We start from the raw sequence: 18729 nt of genomic DNA, 5'->3' as shown, positions 1-18729 counted from the left end.
TTCCTCTTCGTACGCCACTTCGTACGCCACGACAGGGCCGCCGGACTTCGATCCGGCGGCCCTGTCGCATGCGCTCACTCGTCGCGGTGTGCCAGCGCCAGGACCCGCTGCGCCCCCTCCACCACCGCCTTGTCCACGAAGGTCCCGTCCGGCAGGGCAAGCGCGCCCGACTCCGACGAGGACGCCTTGATGATCTGCTCGGCCTGCTCGATCTCCTTCGGGGTCGGCAGATAGGCCTGTTCGATGACCGGGAGCTGGCGGGGGTGGATCGCCGCACGGCCGAGGAAGCCCAGGGAACGGCCGTGCGCGCAGGAGGCGGCCAGGCCCGCCAGGTCACGGATGTCGGGGTACACCGACTGGGCGGGCGGGGCCAGACCCGCCGCCCTGGCGGCGACCACGACACGGGCGCGGGGCCAGTCGAGACCGGCGTCGTCACTCGCTCCCAGGTCCGCCTTGAGGTCCGTCTCGCCGAGGGAGAGACCGCGCAGGGACGGGTGCGCGGTGGCGATCGAGAAGGCGCGTTCCAGGCCGACGGCCGACTCGATGAGGGCGTGCAGGGCGAGGGCGCCGCCGTCCGCAGGGGCGGATCGCTCCGCGACGCGGACGATGTCGGCGGGCCCTGTCACCTTGGGCAGGCGCAGGCCGCTGACGCCGGGGAGATGGGCGATCGCGCGGAGGTCGGCCTCGGCGAGGGGGCCGTCGAGGGCGTTCACGCGGACGTGGACCGGGGTGAGCTGCGGCTGGGCAAGGAGTTCGGCCGTCGCCTCGCGCGCATACTCCTTGCGGTCGGGGCCGACCGCGTCCTCCAGGTCGATGATGACGACGTCGGCACCCGCGAGCAGCGCCTTCGCCACTACGGAGGGCCGGTCTCCGGGAGCGTACAGCCAGGTCAGGGGTGTGGTTCTCATAGTGCGCCCTTCTTGCGCAGATTCCGGATCTCTTCTTGCGTCAGGCCCAGTTCGGTCAGTACCGCCTCCGTGTCCGCTCCGTGCGGGCGGCCCGCCCAGCCGATCGAGCCCGGGGTCTCGGAGAGGCGGAACAGGACGTTCTGCATCCGCAGCGGGCCCAGTTCCGGGTCGTCGACCGTGGTGACGGTGTCCAGGGCCGCGTACTGGGGGTCCGTCATGACGTCGCGTACGTCCTGGATCGGGGCGACCGCCGCCTCCGCCTTCTCGAAGGCCTCGATCACCTCGGTGCGGGTGTGCCGGGCGATCCAGCCGCCGACCGCCTCGTCGAGTACGTCCGCGTTGGCCGCCCGGTCCGAGCCCGTCGCGAACCAGGGCTCGGCGATCAGCTCCGGGCGGCCCACCAGGCGCATCACGCGCTCGGCGATCGACTGGGCCGATGTGGAGACGGCGACCCAACTGCCGTCCGCCGTACGGTAGGTGTTGCGGGGCGCGTTGTTGGTGGAGCGGTTGCCCGTGCGGGGCTGTACGTGGCCCAGCTGGTCGTACCAGAGCGGCTGCGGGCCGAGGACCGTGAGGATCGGCTCGATGATCGCCATGTCCACCACCTGCCCCGCGCCTGTCCTGTCCCGGGCCGCGAGCGCCGTCATCACCGCGTACGCCGTCGCAAGACCCGCGATCGAGTCGGCGAGCCCGAAGGGCGGCAGGGTCGGCGGCCCGCCCGGCTCCCCGGTGACCGCGGCGAAGCCGCTCATCGCCTCCGCGAGCGTGCCGAAGCCGGGGCGGCGGGAGTAGGGGCCGAACTGGCCGAAGCCCGTGACGCGGGTCAGGACGAGGCGGGGGTTGGCCGCGTTCAGTTCCTCCCAGCCCAGGTCCCACTTCTCCAGGGTGCCGGGCCGGAAGTTCTCGATGATCACGTCCGCGGTGGCGGCCAGGCGCAGGAGCGTCTCGCGACCGCCGGGTGTGGAGAGATCGAGGGTCATCGTGCGCTTGTTGCGGCCCAGGAGCTTCCACCAGAGGCCGACGCCGTCCTTCGACGGGCCGTGTCCCCGGGACGGATCGGGCTTGCTCGGATGCTCGACCTTGATGACCTCCGCGCCGAAGTCGCCGAGCATCGTGGCGGCCAGCGGGCCCGCGAAGAGGGTCGCCAGGTCGAGGACGCGGAGGCCGGTGAGGGGCGCGGGTGCCGTTCTTTCATGTGTCGGTGCCGTCATGACGCTTTGCCCTTCTGCGGGGCGCCGTCGCCTTGAGCGCCGTGCGCCTGCGTGTCGATCTCCGCGCGGTACGGCATGGACGCCGACGCTCCCGGGCGCTGGACGGAGAGCGCCGCCGCGCACGACGCCCAGGCGAGCGCCTCCGGCACGGCGACGCCCTCCGCGAGGGCCACGGCGAGGGTGCCGACCAGCGTGTCGCCCGCCCCGGTCGTGTCCACGGCGGTGACCCGGGGGGCCGCCACCATGACGGGCTCGGCGCCCCGGGCCGCGTACAGGCTGCCGCGCGAGCCGAGCGTGACGACGACCTCGGGGACCTGGGAGAGGAGCGACTTGGCCGCGTCGTGCGGGTCGGTGAGGCCGGTGAGGGTGGCCGCCTCGTACTCGTTGGGCACCAACAGGTCGATGGCGTCCAGGAGTTCGGGAGGCAGGGGCTGGGCGGGGGACGGGGTGAGGACGGTGCGCACTGCGTGGCGGCGGGCGGCCCGCGCGGCGGCGAGCACCCCCTCGACGGGGATCTCCAGCTGGAGCAGCAGGGCGTCGGCGGAGGCGATCAGGCCCTCGTCGCCGGGGGTGAGGGCGGTGAGGGTGGCGTTGGCGCCGGGGATGACGACTATGGCGTTGCCGCCCTCGTCGTCGACCACGATGTGCGCGGTGCCGGTGGCGGTCTCGACGGTGCGCAGCAGGTCGGTGTCGACTCCGGAGTGGTCGAAGGCGGCGCGGAGCTGTGTGCCGAAGGCGTCGGTGCCGACGGCGCCGATCATCGACACGGCGTCGGCACCCGCGCGGGCCGCGGCGACGGCCTGGTTGGCGCCCTTGCCGCCGGGGAGCGTACGGAACTCGCGCCCGGTGACGGTCTCTCCGCGCTGCGGGGCCTTGGCGACGTACGCGACGAGGTCCATGTTCGTGCTGCCGAGCACGGCGATGTGGGTCATGGGAGGGGGGTCTCCTGGGTCTCCTGGGCGAGTTCGGTGGTGAGGTCCGCGAGGGCGTCGAAGCCGGCGTCGTCGAAACCGGGGACGGAGCTGGCGAGGCGGTTGTGGAGCGGGGACGTCCAGCGGTCGGGGAGCGCGTCCGGGTGCCCGGCGAGCAGGCCCGCGATCGATCCCGCGGTCGCGCCGTTCGAGTCGGTGTCCCAGCCGCCGGAGACCGCGCGGGTGATCGAGCCGCTGAAGTCGCCGTCGGCGTGGGTGAGGGCGGCGGCCAGGAGGGCGGCGTTGGGGATGACGTGGACCCAGTGGTGGTGGCCGTAGGTGGCGTGCAGGTCGTCCACAACTTGGTCGAAGTCCGTTGTGCTGTGCGCCAGTTGGATGCCGTGGTGGACCGCGCGGGACAGGCGTGAATCTTCGGGTACGACGGTGAGGCCGGTGCGGAGGCAGTGGTGGACGTCTCCGGTGCCCGCCGCGGCCTCGGCGATGGTGGCCGCCGCGAACATCGCCCCGTACACGCCGTTGGCGGTGTGGGTGAGACACGCGTCGCGGTACGCGCTGTCGGCTGCCGCCGCCGGGGCGCCCGGGTTGGTCCAGCCGTGTACGTCGGCGCGGATCAGGGCGCCGATCCATTCGCGGAAGGGGTTCTGGTGGGTGGCGGTGTGCGGGGGCTCGATGCCGTTGAGGAGGTTGCGGTAGGCGATGCGTTCGGCGGTGAAGGTGCGGGCCGCGGGGAGCTCGTCCAGCCAGAGCCTTGCCACGTCCGCGGTGGTGAAGTCCCGGCCGTGGCGTTGGAGTAGGCGGAGGTTGAGGAGGGGGTAGTTGAGGTCGTCGTCCTCGGGCATGCCGTTGATGTTTTCGGCGAGGGAGGTTTTTGCGGAGCGCTTGTTCCAGGGGTGGGCCGCTGCTAGCTCCGGGGGGAGGCCCTTTGCGGTGAACCAGGTGGTGAGGGGCCAGTTGCCTGTTGCTTTGGCGAGGCTTCTGATGCCGGTCAGGGGGAGCTTTTCTACCGGTTTGCCCAGTAGGCAGCCTGCTGCTCTGCCTAGCCAGGCGGTGTGGAGGCGGTGGCGTAGGGCGTTTCTTTCCCCAACCCCGCCCCTTCCCGAAACCGCTTGGCGCGGGGCCTTGTTCTCCGGTGCGGGCCGGTTCGTGGTGTTGTGCCCACCCGTTCCGCCTTGCGGAACGCCTGCCCACAACACGGGTAGTTGGGACAGCTCTGCTAGTAGCTTTTCCGCGAAGGCCCGTAGGTGGGGGGAGGGCGGTGTCGGGGATGCGCCTGCTCTGGTGGGGGCCAGGTGGCCGCCCGCTGTCAGCCAGCGGGTGCGTACGGAGGTTGCGTCCTTGCCCTCCTCCTCCGCCTGGCGGAGTTCGTGGCCCACCAAGTCCTCCGGCTGGACCCAGGTCAGGCGGATCACGGGGTTGCCGTCAGGGCCGTGTACGCCGCCTCGTGGGCGCGGCGGCGGCGTACGTCTCGGGTGAAGATTTCCTGGGTGACCTCCGTCAGCGTCGCCGCGGGGGCGTGCAGGTCGAGGCGGCTCGCCTCCGCCACCGCCTTGGACCACTCGGGCGGGGCGCCGGAGCCAAGGGCGCCCGCGATCGCGCCGCTCATCGTCGCGATGGAGTCGCAGTCACGGCCGTAGTTGACCGAGCCGAGGACCGTGTGGCGGTAGTCGCCCTCGCCCACCAGGAGCATGCCGAGGGCGATCGGGAGTTCCTCGATGGCGTGCAGGCGGGAGGGGCGGCGGGCGCCGAGGGACGGGGCGCGGTAGTCCTGGCCGACCGTGTCGAAGGGGGAGACCGCGGTGCGCAGGGGCTCAAGGGCCGACTCGAAGTCATGGTGATGGGCCGCCGCTTCGGCCACCGACTCGATCGCGGCCCGCGTGCCGTCCTTCGCGAGGGACAGGGCGGTGTCGATCACCGAGGTGGGCGTCGCTCCGGGCGCGCACGCCGCGGCCACCGCGGCCGCGAAGACTCCGGCCGCCTCACGCCCGTACGAGGACTGGTGGGCGCCCGCAATGTCGAGGGCCTCGGCGTACGCGGCTGCCGGGTTCGCCGCGTTGACCAGGCCGACCGGCGCCATGTACATCGCGGCACCGCAGTTGACGATGTTCCCGGTGCCCGCCTCGCGCGGGTCGACGTGGCCGTAGTGGATGCGGGCGACGATCCACTTCTCGGCGAGGAAGACGCGGTGGAGGGGGATGGCCTCCGCTTCGAGCTCCGGGATCCAGCGGGGGATCGTCATCAGGTCGGGTACCAGATGGTCGGCGACCGAGTAGGCGTCCAAGTGGTCGCGGACCGCGGCGTAGACGCGGATGAGCGCGTGCGTCATCAGGGTGTCGTCGGTGACGTTTCCGTCGCCCTTGTGGTACGGCGCGATGGGGCGGGCGGTGCGCCAGTGGCCGCCGTTCCACGGGCCGACGATGCCGTGGACGCGTCCGCCGTGCCGTTCGACGATCTGGTCGGGGGAGTAGCCCTCGACCGGACCCCCGAGGGCGTCGCCGACGGCCGCGCCGACGAGGCAGGCGGTGACGCGTTCGGCCAGCGGCAGGTCAGGGGGCGGAAGCGCCAGGGAGGGAGCTGTCGGAGAGGGGGGTGTCGGCGACGGGGATGTCGGGGGAGGGGACGTCAGGGGCGGAGGCGTCTGCGGCATCTGTGGCGTCATGCCTGAATTGTCCTCCCGGAGCGGTCAGTTCCGTGGCTGCCAGGTGCCCGGCGAGTTCCACCAGGTCGGTGCCCGCGAGGCGGGGGAGCGCGCAGCCGGAGAGAGTGCGGCAGGCGTCCCGCCACGCTTCGGGTACGGCGGCGGCCGTGCCGAGCGCTCCGGTGAGCGCGCCTGCCAGGGCGGGCGCGGAGTCGGCGACGCGGGAGAGGCAGGCGGCGGAGGGCACCGCCTCGCGGATGTGGCCGCGGGCCGCGGTGGTCAGGGCGAGGGCGACGGGGACGGTCTCGGCGGCGGCGATGCCATAGCTGTAGACGTGGTCGACGATCTGGTGCTCAAGGAGGGGGACGAGACCGAAGGCGCCGTCCTCTGCCTGGGCGCGGGCGAGTTTGACGGCGTGCCAGGCGTTGCGGCCGATCTCGGTGTGCTCGGGGAGCTGGGCGAGAGCGGCGTCCACGGTCGCGTCGACATCCGCGCCGCCGAGCGCGGTGGCGATCGCCGCGGCCATGGCGCGAGCGCCGTGCACGCCGTCGCCGTCCTGGGTGTAGCGGGCGTCGAACTCGGCGAGATCGGCGGCCTGTTGGGGGTCGCCGGGGTGCACCAGGGCGAGGACGCAGGCGCGTACGCAGGCCGCGTCGTCGAAGAAGTGCGGGTTGTCGTGGCCGGTGGCGGGCGGGCGCAGGCCCGTGGCGAGGTTGCCGAGTCCCGCGCGTACGGAGATGCGGGCACGGAGGGGGAGCACGGCGGACTCGACCTCGGGGGCGCGGGCCGCCGCCGCGGCGATCTCGCAGGCGAGGGTGGACCAGGCGAGGTCGATGGCCGCGCGGACCCGGCGGTCCGGGCTCAGCGTGGCGCTGAGGGTGCCGTCCGCGGCGCGGAGCAGGGACTCCGCGGTGAAGGCGGCCCATTCGGCGTCGTCGGACGGGCCCAGGCGCAGGGGCTCCGGGGGCTGGTTGAGGGCGATGGGGACGGGGAGGGTGGTGGTGGCGTTCTGTTCGGCGAAGGTGTCCAGTTCCCGGGTGAGCCTGCGGGTCCACTCGGGCATACGGGCGGCGCGGTGCCTGGCAGCGGGCCAACCGGCGGCGTCGCCCGCGGCGAGGCCGAGGAGGAGCCCCTCGATCTTCGTGGCGGAGGCAGCCGCGGGGTGAACGGGCGGGTGGGCGGGAGGCATCCGCCGCGAAGCGGCGGGCTTGTTCGCGGGGGTGGCGACTCCCGGCCAAGACGCGGCAGCGTAGTCGGTGCTCACGAGACCCCCAGGTCAGAAGCAAGCAACTCGGCGACGTCCAGCACATGCTGCCCCCGCATAGAGGGAAGGCAGCTCCCCCGCGCAGGCCCGATCGCCGCGGCCCAGCGCGGCGGAACGCCCGATGCGCCGCACATCGCCCCGGCCAGCGCCCCGGCCACCGCGGCAGTCGTATCCGCGTCCCGCCCCATGTTCACGGCCATCAGCACCGCCTCGGAGAAGCGCCCCGCCGCCGACGCGTACGCCCCGAAGGCCAGGCCCACCGCCTCGGGAGCGAGGTCGGTCCAGGGGTAGCCCCCGATCACCACGGCGGAGCGCACCGCGCGTTCTCCCCGGTGGGCCACCGCCACCGCCCGCCGCAGCGAACGCGAGGTCCAGCAGTCCTCCGGGATGACGGACAGGGCGGCGTCCACCACGGCGTCCACCGGCGCACCGCACATCGCCGCGGCGACCCCCGCCGCCACGGCCTGCCCGCCGTAGATGCCCTCCCCGTCATGGCTGACCGAGCCGTCGATGGCCACGAGCCGGGCCGCTTCGGCGGGCCGGCCCGCCGCGTAGACCCCGAAGGGAGCGGCCCGCATCGCCAGGCCGTCGCTCCAGGCGTGCCGGTGCTGGGCCGAGATCGGCGCCGCGAGACCCCTCCGCAGGTTCTCCAGCGTTCCGCGTTCACTGAAGCCCGCGCCGCGGAACGGGCCCTCGTCGAGGTCGGCGATCCACTCGTGCCAGGCCGCCTCCACGTGCGCGACGGTCAGCGCCGAACCGTGCCGCGCGAGCAGCAGCCCCGAGAAGATCGCGTACTCGGTGTCGTCCGTGCCCGCCGGGCGATCGGCGACGTACCCGGTGATGCGCCCCCAGCGGCGTCGGATCTCGGAAGGCTTCATGTTCTCGGCGGGCGCGCCCAGCGCGTCCCCCACCGCCAGGCCGAGCAGCGCGCCGCGCGCCCGCTCTCTGAGGCCCGTCACTTCTGTCACACCCGTCAAGCCCGTCATGCTGTGCCTCCTGGTGCCGAGACGTGTGCCCGCATCGCTGGCTGCGGCTGCCGGCGTCTCTGTCTGCATCCCTGCCACGCACCACCCCCGACGCGAGCACCGCGGCGCCGACATCACTCCTTCGACACCCTCCCAAGCCCCGGAAGGCCCCAGGTTCTGGCGTAGGTAAGTACGGCCTTCCTTGCTGGCGAGAGCGATTTTTCGCGCGTACTTTCGAGATCGTCCAAGTATTGAGGGGGATCACCATGGCGATCATCGAGACCGAAGCGGCGCTGCACGAGGCGCATCGCGACAACCACACCCACCGCGACGTCAACGGTGGTTGGCTGCGCCCCGCCGTCTTCGGCGCGATGGACGGCCTGGTGTCCAACCTGGCCCTGATGACCGGCGTCGCCGGCGGCTCCGTCGCCCAGCAGACCATCGTCGTCACGGGTCTGGTCGGCCTCGCTGCGGGCGCCTTCTCCATGGCCGCCGGTGAGTACACCTCCGTCGCTTCGCAGCGCGAGCTCGTCGAGGCCGAACTCGACGTGGAGCGCCGCGAGTTGCGCAAGCACCCCGCGGACGAGGAGCGGGAGCTCGCGGAGCTGTACGAGTCCCGTGGCGTCGAGCCCGCGCTCGCCCGCGAGGTCGCCAAGCAGCTGTCCAAGGACCCCGAGCAGGCCCTGGAGATCCACGCCCGCGAGGAGCTCGGCATCGACCCCGGCGATCTGCCCTCGCCGGCCGTCGCCGCGGTCTCCTCCTTCGGCGCCTTCGCGCTCGGCGCCCTGCTGCCTGTGCTGCCGTATCTGCTCGGCGCCGACACGTTCCTGCCCGCGCTGCTGCTCGCGCTCGTCGGGCTCTTCGGCTGCGGTGCGGTCGTGGCGAAGGTGACCGCGCGTTCCTGGTGGTTCAGCGGACTCCGGCAGCTGGCGCTCGGCGGGGCGGCGGCGGGTGTGACGTACGCCCTGGGCAGCTTGTTCGGTACCGCCGTAGGATGAACTCTTGCAGTCCTATGCGGGGCCATGCATAAGTAGTCGTTACTCGGCGGTTTCGAGTCCTTAACCAGCGGGCATGAGCCGTAAGCGCTGCGGGCAATGAGGCCTGTGCCGCTGTCGGGCCCTCGGTCATGGATCTGTCCGCATCGGTCCCTTCCTTGCCGCTCTCCACAGACTTGAGCGGTGTCCACATGGTGGAATGAGCTATCCGCTTTTCGAGAAGCGTTCCATCATGTAACCTGCACGAAATTTTGCCAGGGCCAACGTCGTCCCTCACTCATGCGCCCCCAGAGCCCCAAGGGCCTGGGAGGTAGTACCCCCCTCCACGACGACGACGGGAGAGCCAATGCGTACGCACGCCTGGTCGCCCATGGATGGTCGCCCCGCCCCCCAGGGCATGTACGACCCCCGTAACGAGCACGACGCCTGTGGTGTCGGGTTCGTGGCCACCCTTACCGGTGTAGCCAGCCATGAGCTGGTCGAACAGGCGCTGACCGTATTGCGCAATCTCGAACACCGCGGCGCCACCGGCTCCGAGCCGGACTCCGGCGACGGCGCGGGCATCCTGCTCCAGGTGCCGGACGCCTTCCTGCGCGAGGCCACTGATTTCGCCCTCCCCGAGGCCGGTTCCTACGCCGTCGGCATCGCCTTCCTGCCGGTCGACACCGCGGGCACCGTCGACGCCGCCGTCTCACAGATCGAGACGATCGCTTCCGATGAAGGCCTGACGGTTCTCGGCTGGCGCGACGTTCCCGTCGCCCCCGAGCTGCTCGGCGCCACCGCCCGCTCGACGATGCCGGTCTTCCGGCAGATCTTCGTGGCCGACGGCGAGAACTCCGGCATCGCGCTCGACCGCAAGGCGTTCACGCTGCGCAAGCGTGCCGAGCGTGAGGCCGGGACGTACTTCCCCTCGCTCTCCGCCCGGACCATCGTCTACAAGGGCATGCTCACCACCGGCCAGCTCGAACCCTTCTTCCCCGACTTGTCCGACCGCCGTTTCGCCACGGCCGTCGCGCTCGTCCACTCGCGCTTCTCCACCAACACGTTCCCGAGCTGGCCGCTCGCGCACCCGTACCGCTTCGTCGCGCACAACGGCGAGATCAACACGGTCAAGGGCAACCGGAACTGGATGCGGGCCCGTGAGTCGCAGCTCGCCTCCGACCTCTTCGGCGGCGCCGAGACGCCGGGAAGCCTCGACCGCGTCTTCCCGATCTGTACGCCGGACGCCTCCGACTCCGCGTCCTTCGACGAGGTGCTCGAACTCCTCCACCTCGGTGGACGTTCGCTTCCGCACTCGGTCCTGATGATGATCCCCGAGGCGTGGGAGAACCACGGCTCGATGGACCCGGCCCGCCGCGCCTTCTACCAGTACCACTCCACGATGATGGAGCCCTGGGACGGCCCGGCCTGTGTCACCTTCACCGACGGCACCCAGGTCGGCGCCGTTCTCGACCGCAACGGTCTGCGCCCCGGCCGCTACTGGGTCACGGACGACGGCCTCGTCGTCCTCGGCTCCGAGGTCGGCGTCCTCGACATCGACCCCGCGAAGGTCGTCCGCAAGGGCCGTCTGCAGCCCGGCCGCATGTTCCTCGTCGACACCGCCGAGCACCGCATCGTCGAGGACGACGAGATCAAGGCCGCCCTCGCCGCCGAGAAGCCGTACCAGGAGTGGCTGGAAGCCGGCGAGATCGAGCTCTCCGACCTGCCCGAGCGCGAGCACATCGTGCACACGCACGCCTCCGTCACGCGCCGCCAGCAGACCTTCGGCTACACCGAGGAAGAGCTGCGGATCATCCTCGCGCCGATGGCCAAGTCCGGTGGCGAACCGCTCGGCTCCATGGGCACGGACACGCCGATCGCGGCACTCTCCGAGCGCCCGCGGCTGATCTTCGACTACTTCACGCAGCTGTTCGCGCAGGTCACGAACCCGCCCCTTGACGCCATCCGCGAAGAGCTCGTCACGTCGCTGCACTCCTCGCTGGGCCCGCAGGGCAACATTCTGGAGCCGACGTCGGCGACCTGTCGCAGCGTCACGCTGCCCTTCCCGGTCATCGACAACGACGAGCTCGCCAAGCTCATCCACATCAACGCCGACGGCGACATGCCCGGCATGAAGGCCGCGACCCTCTCCGGCCTCTACCGCGTCGGCGGCGGCGGCGACGCGCTCGCCGCCCGCATCGACGAGATCTGCTCCGAGGCCGACGCCGCCATAGAGGCCGGCGCCCGCCTGATCGTGCTCTCCGACCGGCACTCCGACGCCGAGCACGCGCCGATCCCCTCGCTGCTGCTCACCGCGGCCGTCCACCACCACCTCATCCGTACGAAGCAGCGCACCCAGGTGGGCCTGCTCGTCGAGGCGGGCGACGTCCGCGAGGTCCACCACGTGGCCCTCCTCATCGGCTACGGCGCCGCCGCGGTCAACCCCTACCTGGCGATGGAGTCCGTCGAGGACCTGGTCCGCGCGGGCACGTTCCTCCCGGGTATCGAGGCCGAGCAGGCCATCCGGAACCTGATCTACGCGCTCGGCAAGGGCGTCCTGAAGGTCATGTCCAAGATGGGCATCTCCACCGTCGCCTCCTACCGGGGCGCGCAGGTCTTCGAGGCCGTCGGCCTCCAGGAGGACTTCGTCGCGAAGTACTTCGTCGGTACGACGTCCAAGATCGGCGGAGTCGGCATCGACGTCGTCGCACAGGAGGTCGCCGCCCGGCACGCCAAGGCCTACCCGGTCTCCGGCGTGGCCTCCGCGCACCGCGCGCTCGACATAGGCGGTGAGTACCAGTGGCGCCGCGAGGGCGAGCCGCACCTCTTCGACCCGGAGACGGTCTTCCGCCTGCAGCACTCCACGCGCAACCGCCGCTACGACATCTTCAAGAAGTACACGGACCGCGTGAACGAGCAGTCCGAGCGCCTGATGACGCTGCGCGGCCTGTTCAACCTGAAGTCGGACCGCCCCTCGATCTCCATCGACGAGGTCGAGTCGGCCGCCGACATCGTCAAGCGGTTCTCGACCGGCGCCATGTCGTACGGCTCGATCTCCCAAGAGGCGCACGAGACCCTCGCCATCGCCATGAACCAGCTGGGCGGCAAGTCCAACACCGGTGAGGGCGGCGAGGACGCGGACCGCCTGTACGACCCGGCCCGCCGCTCGTCCATCAAGCAGGTCGCGTCCGGCCGCTTCGGTGTGACCTCGGAGTACCTGGTCAACGCGGACGACATCCAGATCAAGATGGCCCAGGGCGCCAAGCCCGGCGAGGGCGGCCAGCTGCCGGGACACAAGGTGTACCCGTGGGTCGCCAAGACGCGTCACTCGACGCCGGGCGTGGGCCTGATCTCCCCGCCGCCGCACCACGACATCTACTCCATCGAGGACCTGGCCCAGCTGATCCACGACCTGAAGAACGCGAACCCGCAGGCGCGGATTCACGTCAAGCTGGTCTCCGAGGTCGGCGTCGGCACGGTCGCCGCCGGTGTCTCCAAGGCGCACGCGGACGTCGTCCTCATCTCCGGCCACGACGGCGGTACGGGCGCATCCCCGCTGACCTCCCTGAAGCACGCGGGCGGCCCCTGGGAGCTCGGCCTCGCCGAGACCCAGCAGACGCTGCTGCTCAACGGCCTGCGCGACCGCATCGTCGTACAGACCGACGGCCAGCTCAAGACCGGCCGTGACGTCGTCATCGCCGCGCTGCTCGGCGCCGAGGAGTTCGGTTTCGCGACCGCGCCGCTCGTCGTCTCCGGCTGCGTCATGATGCGCGTCTGCCACCTGGACACCTGCCCGGTCGGCATCGCCACGCAGAACCCGGCGCTGCGCGAGCGGTTCTCCGGCAAGGCCGAGTACATCGTCAACTTCTTCGAGTTCATCGCCGAAGAGGTCCGCGAGATCCTCGCCGATCTTGGCTTCCGGACCATCGAGGAGGCCGTCGGTCACGCCGAACTCCTCGACACCGAGCGGGCCGTGAACCACTGGAAGGCGCAGGGCCTGGACCTGGAGCCGCTCTTCCACGTGCCGTCGCTGCCCGAGGGCGCGGCGCGCCACCAGATCGCCGTCCAGGACCACGCCCTGGAGAAGGCGCTCGACAACGAGCTGATCAAGCTCGCCGCCGACGCGCTCTCCGCGTCCGGCGCGACCGAGGCCCAGCCGGTCCGCGCGCAGGTCGCGATCCGCAACATCAACCGCACGGTCGGCACCATGCTCGGCCACGAGGTGACGAAGAAGTTCGGTGGCGCGGGCCTGCCCGACGACACCATCGACATCACCTTCACCGGCTCGGCGGGCCAGTCGTTCGGCGCCTTCGTGCCGCGCGGTGTGACGCTGCGCCTGGAGGGCGACGCCAACGACTACGTCGGCAAGGGCCTCTCCGGCGGCCGTATCGTCGTCCGCCCCGACCGCGGCGCCGACCACCTCGCCGAGTACTCGACGATCGCGGGCAACACCATCGCGTACGGCGCGACCGGTGGCGAACTGTTCCTCCGTGGCCGCACGGGCGAGCGCTTCTGCGTCCGCAACTCCGGCGCGACGGTCGTGTCCGAGGGCGTGGGCGACCACGGCTGCGAGTACATGACCGGTGGCCACGCGGTGGTACTCGGCGAGACGGGCCGTAACTTCGCGGCCGGTATGTCGGGCGGTATCGCGTACGTCATCGACCTCGACCGGGACAACGTCAACCCCGGCAACGTGGGCGCCGTCGAACCCCTGGACGACTCCGACAAGAAGTGGCTGCACGACGTCGTGCGCCGCCACCAGGAGGAGACGGGGTCGACCGTCGCCGAGAAGCTGCTCGCCGAGTGGGAGACCTCCGTCGAGCGCTTCAGCAGGATCATCCCCAGCACGTACAAGGCAGTGCTCGCCGCCAAGGACGCCGCCGAGCGAGCCGGTCTCTCCGAGACCGAGATCACCGAGAAGATGATGGAGGCGGCGATCAATGGCTGATCCCAAGGGCTTTTTGAATCACGGCCGCGAGGTCGCGCAGACCCGCCCGGTCGGTGAGCGCGTCCAGGACTGGAACGAGGTCTACGTTCCCGGCTCCCTCCTCCCGATCATCTCCAAGCAGGCGTCGCGCTGCATGGACTGCGGTATCCCGTTCTGCCACCAGGGCTGTCCGCTGGGCAACCTGATCCCGGAGTGGAACGACTTCGCGTACCGCGAGGACTGGTCGGCCGCCTCCGAGCGGCTGCACGCCACGAACAACTTCCCTGAGTTCACCGGGCGCCTGTGCCCGGCTCCCTGTGAGTCGGCGTGCGTGCTCGGCATCAACCAGCCCGCCGTCACCATCAAGAACGTCGAAGTCTCGATCATCGACAAGGCGTGGGACACCGGCGACGTGCTGCCGCAGGCGCCCGAGCGGCTCTCCGGCAAGACCGTCGCGGTCATCGGTTCGGGCCCGGCCGGCCTTGCCGCCGCCCAGCAGCTGACCCGGGCAGGACACACGGTCGCCGTGTACGAGCGCGCCGACCGCATCGGCGGCCTGCTGCGCTACGGCATCCCCGAGTTCAAGATGGAGAAGCGCCACATCAACCGCCGCATCGAGCAGATGCGCGCGGAGGGCACCAAGTTCCGTACGGGTGTGGAGATCGGCCGCGACATCGACGCGGCCAAGCTGCGCCGCCGCTACGACGCGGTGGTGATCGCCGCGGGCGCCACGATGGCACGTGATCTCCCGGTCCCCGGCCGTGAGCTCAAGGGCATCTACCAGGCGATGGAGTACCTGCCCCTGGCCAACAAGGTCCAGGAAGGCGACTACGTCACCACGCCCGTCTCCGCCGAGGGCAAGCACGTCGTGGTCATCGGCGGCGGCGACACCGGCGCGGACTGCGTGGGCACGGCGCACCGCCAGGGCGCGGCGTCCGTGACCCAGCTGGAGATCATGCCGCGGCCGGGAGAGGAGCGCAGCGCCAACCAGCCCTGGCCGACCTTCCCCATGCTCTACAAGGTCACCTCCGCGCACGAGGAGGGCGGCGAGCGGGTCTACGCCGTCTCGACCACCCACTTCGAGGGCGACGAGGACGGCAACGTCCAGTCCCTGCACCTCACCGAGGTGGAGTTCATCGAGGGCAAGCTGACCCCGAAGCCCGGCACGGAGCGCAAGATTCCGGCCCAGCTGGTCACCCTCGCCATGGGCTTCACGGGCACGGACCGCGAGAACGGCCTGGTCGAGCAGTTCGCCCTGGACCTCGACGAGCGCGGCAACGTCGCGCGCGACGCGGAGTTCCAGACGAACGTGCCCGGCGTCTTCGTCGCCGGTGACGCGGGCCGCGGCCAGTCGCTCATCGTCTGGGCGATCGCCGAAGGGCGCTCGGCCGCGCGGGGAGTGGACACCTTCCTCACCGGTGCGAGTGATCTTCACTCCCCGATCCGCCCGACGGACCGTTCTCTGACAGTCTGATCCAGGTTTCGTAGAGTTCGTACGACAACCCCTCATACGTCCCGTACAACGGCGTACGGAACTGATGCGACGCCCGCCTTGTCCCCGACCGGACTGGGGCGGGCGTCGTGGCGTTCCCGGGCCGCCGCCCCGTGCAACGTTCATTGCGTGCAACGCAAATTACGTTTCGGCCCCCTTAGCCGAATGGGTCTAGACCGCGCCGAGCCCCTGTGCCCACAATCGCTCCCACAAACGGATCGGCGCAGGAAGCAGCACGTACCCATGAGGGGGCCGGCATGAAGCGACGGGTCATCGCGGCAGGTATCGCCATGACGCTCGGACTGACCGCGACGGCATGCGGCAGCGATGACGGGAGCGACAGCGGCGGCAAGGCCACCGACGGCAAGGGCAAGACCCTCACCGTATGGATCATGGAGGGGACCAACCCCGACGCCAGGCCCTTCTTCAACGAGGCCGGGAAGGCCTTCGAGAAGAAGACCGGCGCCAAGATCCACGTCGAGTACCAGCAGTGGGCCACCGCGCAGAAGAAGTTCACGACCGCCATCGAGGGCGGCGAGGACCAGGTCCCCGACGTGGCCGAGGTCGGCACGACCTGGGTGCCGCAGTTCGCCGAGACGGGCGGCCTCGTCGACGTCACCGACGAGGTCAAGAAGTCCGGCCTCAACGACGACCTCGTCGCGGGCCTCAAGGACGCGGGCACCCTGGACGGCAAGCAGTACGGCATGCCCTGGTACGCGGGCGTACGCAGCATCGTCTACCGCAAGGACATCTTCGAGAAGCACGGCCTGAAGCCCCCGACCACCTGGAAGGAGCTCAAGGCGGCCGCCAAGACGCTGAAGGAGAAGGAGCCGAAGATGGTCTCCTTCCCGGTGGCGGGCGGCGCGGAGATGTTCGCGACCCCCTTCATCTGGGGCGCCGGAGGTGAACTCGCCACCGAGTCCGGCGGCAAGTGGAAGTCCGGCATCAACTCGCCAGAGGCCATCAAGGGCATCGAGTTCTACACGGGCCTCGCCACCAAGGACAAGGTCTCCCCGGCCAAGGTCAACACCTGGACGGAGAAGGAGGTCGGCGACGCCTGGGGCAAGGGCGAGATCGCGATGTCCGTCAACGGCAACTGGACCCCGAAGGCCATCATCGAGGCCAAGCCGGACCTCAAGGGCAAGCTCGGCGCGGTGCCGATCCCGGGTGAGAACGGCGGCATGAGCAAGTCCTTCCTCGGCGGCTCCTACCTGTCCACGTTCAACACGGACAAGAAGGAACTCGCCTGGGAGTTCGTGAAGATGCTGACCACCGGTGAGTTCGCCGCCAAGTGGGCCGAACAGACCAACTACTTCCCCGGTCAGAACTCCGAGCTGAAGAAGATCGAGGCGAAGAAGGACCCGCTGGTCGAGCCCTTCGCCAAGCAGATGCTGGAGGCCGGCGCGACCGTCCCCAAGACCAAGGCGTACGGAGAGATCCAGGCGTCGAAGGTCATCCCCCGCATGGTCCAGTCGATCCTCACCGGCAAGTCGTCCGTCAAGGAAGCGGCGGACACGGCCGCCAAGGACATGGACGAAATCTTCGCCAAGGACAAGTAGGCAAGGACGAGTCGGCACTGTGAAAGACACGCTCGTCGACGGCGGGCCGAAGACATCGGCCCGCCGCGTCACCCGGCAGGCGGACGGCGGAGCCGAGGCGGCCCGCCGCCGCAAGAAACTCATCACCCTCACCCGCCCCTGGGTCCTCCTCGCCCCCTCCCTCCTCGTCCTGGCGGGCCTGCTGCTCTGGCCGCTGATCCAGGTCGGCAAGCTCTCGCTGCAGGACTACGCCGTCAAGTTCGGCGGCGGCGTGGGCACGTACATCGGATTCGAGCACTACTCCGACCTGCTCACGAGCGAACTCCTGTGGCAGACGGTGCTGCCCAACACGGCGTTCTTCGCGATCGCCTGCGTCGGCCTCACCGTCGCGATCGGCACGCTCGTCGCGCTGCTGCTCAACCGCCTGGGCCCGGTATGGCGGCTGATCTGCTCCATCGCGATCCTCGCGGCCTGGGCCATGCCTGCCGTCACCGGAACGTACGTCTGGATCTGGCTCTTCCAGCCGCAGGACGGCATGGTCAGCCAGATCGCGGGCTCGATGGGCCTGATCGACCCGGAGACCACCAACTGGTTCACCGAACGCGGACCGTTCTACGCGATCGCGACCCTGAACGTCGTCCACCACGGCTTCCCGTTCGTCGCCATCACCGTCCTCGCGGGCCTGATGACGATCCCCAAGGAACTCTACGAAGCAGGGGAGTTGGACGGCGCCAACGCCTGGCAGCGGTTCTGGAAGATCACGCTGCCGACGATCAAGCCCGTCTTCCTCGTGGTGACCATCCTCTCCACCATCTGGGACTTCAAGGTCTTCACCCAGATCTATCTGATGCCGGGCGGTGACGGCTCCAACGAAGAGGTCTACAACCTGGGCGTCTTCTCCTACATCCAGGCCTTCGCCAAGAACGACTACGGCACGGGAGCGGCCGCCGCCGTCCTGCTCACGCTGCTGCTCCTGCTCATCACCGTCGTCTACATCCGTACGCTGTTCCGCCAGGGGGAGGAGGACCTGTGACGGCCCGCCGTACGACACCCGCCGCACGCGTCGGACTGCCCGTGGCGGTCGCCGCGCTGCTGCTCTTCACGCTCTTCCCCGTGTACTGGATGATCTCCACGGCACTCGACCCGAAGGCCGTCACGCGCGGCTCGGACGTGCTGCCGAGCGGCCTCAGCTTCGAGCACTTCACCTACGTGTTCGAGAAGGGCAACTTCGGTACGTACCTGCTGAACTCGGCGCTCGTCGGCTTCGGCACGGTCCTGGCGGCCGGGGTGCTCTCGCTCTTCGCGGCCATCGCGGTGGCCCGCTTCAAGTTCCGGTTCCGCACCTCCGTACTGATCATGGTCCTGATCGTGCAGATGGTGCCGCTTGAGGCCCTGGTCATCCCGCTCTTCATCCAGATGCGGGACTACGAACTGCTCAACTCCCTGATCGGCCTGACCATCGTCTACATCGCGCTATCGCTCCCCTTCGCGATCTGGACCCTGCGCGGGTTCGTCCAGACCGTGCCCAAGGAGGTCGAGGAAGCGGCGTACATCGACGGGGCGTCCTGGTTCCGGATGTTCCGGTCGGTGCTGCTTCCGCTGGTGGCGCCCGGGCTTGTCGCGACCTCGATCTTCGCGTTCATCACGGCGTGGAACGAGTTCGTGTTCGCCTACACCTTCATGAAGGGCAGCGACAAATACACAGCGGCCGTGGGCATTTACCAGTTCTTCGGTGAGAACTCCACGGCCTGGGGTCCTGTCATGGCCAGCTCCACGCTGGTCACCGTGCCGGTGATGATCTTCTTCGTGATCGTGCACCGGAAGCTGGGCTCGGGCCTGGCGGCGGGAGCGGTGAAGGGCTGAGCCCCGGGGGGGCGTTCAGG

At 70.2% G+C, this 18729-nt stretch carries 13 protein-coding genes; 6 read left to right on the top strand and 7 right to left on the bottom strand.

Annotated elements, in window-relative coordinates; all coding sequences use genetic code 11:
• Positions 1-74 precede the first annotated feature (74 nt).
• The 7 genes from ACGFX9_RS01465 to ACGFX9_RS01435 form a co-directional block, all read right to left on the bottom strand.
• Positions 75-908: an HpcH/HpaI aldolase/citrate lyase family protein gene (locus ACGFX9_RS01465; protein WP_393463167.1), complete on the bottom strand. Its 834-nt coding sequence runs from the start codon at positions 906-908 to the stop codon at positions 75-77.
• Entirely contained in the window at positions 905-2119 is a 1215-nt protein-coding gene (locus ACGFX9_RS01460; RefSeq protein ID WP_393463166.1) for a CaiB/BaiF CoA transferase family protein, read from the bottom strand. Before ACGFX9_RS01460 ends, ACGFX9_RS01465 begins: the two co-directional genes overlap by 4 nt.
• The gene (gene rbsK / locus ACGFX9_RS01455) at positions 2116-3051 is read right to left on the bottom strand and encodes a ribokinase (protein WP_393463165.1); all 936 of its coding nucleotides are present in this window, start codon (positions 3049-3051) and stop codon (positions 2116-2118) included. The genes ACGFX9_RS01460 and rbsK overlap by 4 nt, the downstream gene beginning before the upstream one ends.
• A complete protein-coding gene (locus ACGFX9_RS01450) occupies positions 3048-4460 on the bottom strand; it encodes an ADP-ribosylglycohydrolase family protein (protein WP_393463164.1) in 1413 nt (470 codons plus the stop codon). The genes rbsK and ACGFX9_RS01450 overlap by 4 nt, the downstream gene beginning before the upstream one ends.
• Positions 4457-5707: an ADP-ribosylglycohydrolase family protein gene (locus ACGFX9_RS01445; RefSeq protein ID WP_393463163.1), complete on the bottom strand. Its 1251-nt coding sequence runs from the start codon at positions 5705-5707 to the stop codon at positions 4457-4459. The genes ACGFX9_RS01450 and ACGFX9_RS01445 overlap by 4 nt, the downstream gene beginning before the upstream one ends.
• The gene (locus tag ACGFX9_RS01440) at positions 5595-6875 is read right to left on the bottom strand and encodes an ADP-ribosylglycohydrolase family protein (RefSeq protein WP_393465514.1); all 1281 of its coding nucleotides are present in this window, start codon (positions 6873-6875) and stop codon (positions 5595-5597) included. Before ACGFX9_RS01440 ends, ACGFX9_RS01445 begins: the two co-directional genes overlap by 113 nt.
• Positions 6876-6946: 71 nt before the next feature.
• A complete protein-coding gene (locus tag ACGFX9_RS01435) occupies positions 6947-7936 on the bottom strand; it encodes an ADP-ribosylglycohydrolase family protein (protein ID WP_393463162.1) in 990 nt (329 codons plus the stop codon).
• 245 nt (positions 7937-8181) lie between these two features.
• Here ACGFX9_RS01435 and ACGFX9_RS01430 point away from each other — a divergent pair, with 245 nt between their 5' ends.
• From ACGFX9_RS01430 to ACGFX9_RS01405, 6 genes are all read left to right on the top strand, one after another.
• Positions 8182-8913 (top strand): VIT1/CCC1 transporter family protein, encoded by a 732-nt coding sequence (locus ACGFX9_RS01430; RefSeq protein WP_393463161.1) that lies wholly within the window; start codon positions 8182-8184, stop codon positions 8911-8913.
• Positions 8914-9256: 343 nt separating this feature from the next.
• On the top strand, positions 9257-13837 hold the full coding sequence (gene gltB / locus ACGFX9_RS01425) for a glutamate synthase large subunit (RefSeq protein ID WP_393463160.1): 4581 nt from the start codon (positions 9257-9259) through the stop codon (positions 13835-13837).
• Positions 13830-15290 carry a glutamate synthase subunit beta gene (locus ACGFX9_RS01420; RefSeq protein ID WP_393463159.1) on the top strand — a complete coding sequence of 487 codons (1461 nt, stop codon included), beginning with the start codon at positions 13830-13832 and terminating at the stop codon, positions 15288-15290. Before gltB ends, ACGFX9_RS01420 begins: the two co-directional genes overlap by 8 nt.
• Positions 15291-15565: 275 nt before the next feature.
• The gene (locus ACGFX9_RS01415; protein WP_393463158.1) at positions 15566-16867 is read left to right on the top strand and encodes a sugar ABC transporter substrate-binding protein; all 1302 of its coding nucleotides are present in this window, start codon (positions 15566-15568) and stop codon (positions 16865-16867) included.
• Positions 16868-16886: 19 nt separating this feature from the next.
• A complete protein-coding gene (locus ACGFX9_RS01410) occupies positions 16887-17879 on the top strand; it encodes a carbohydrate ABC transporter permease (protein WP_393463157.1) in 993 nt (330 codons plus the stop codon).
• Positions 17876-18709, top strand: a complete 834-nt coding sequence (locus ACGFX9_RS01405) for a carbohydrate ABC transporter permease (RefSeq protein ID WP_393463156.1) — start codon at positions 17876-17878, stop codon at positions 18707-18709. Before ACGFX9_RS01410 ends, ACGFX9_RS01405 begins: the two co-directional genes overlap by 4 nt.
• Positions 18710-18729 lie beyond the last annotated feature (20 nt).

The organism is Streptomyces sp. NPDC048436 (assembly GCF_043200355.1).
Lineage (GTDB): Bacteria > Actinomycetota > Actinomycetes > Streptomycetales > Streptomycetaceae > Streptomyces.
Note: the sequence above shows the minus strand (reverse complement) of the source record. Positions and strands in the feature narration are given on the sequence as shown.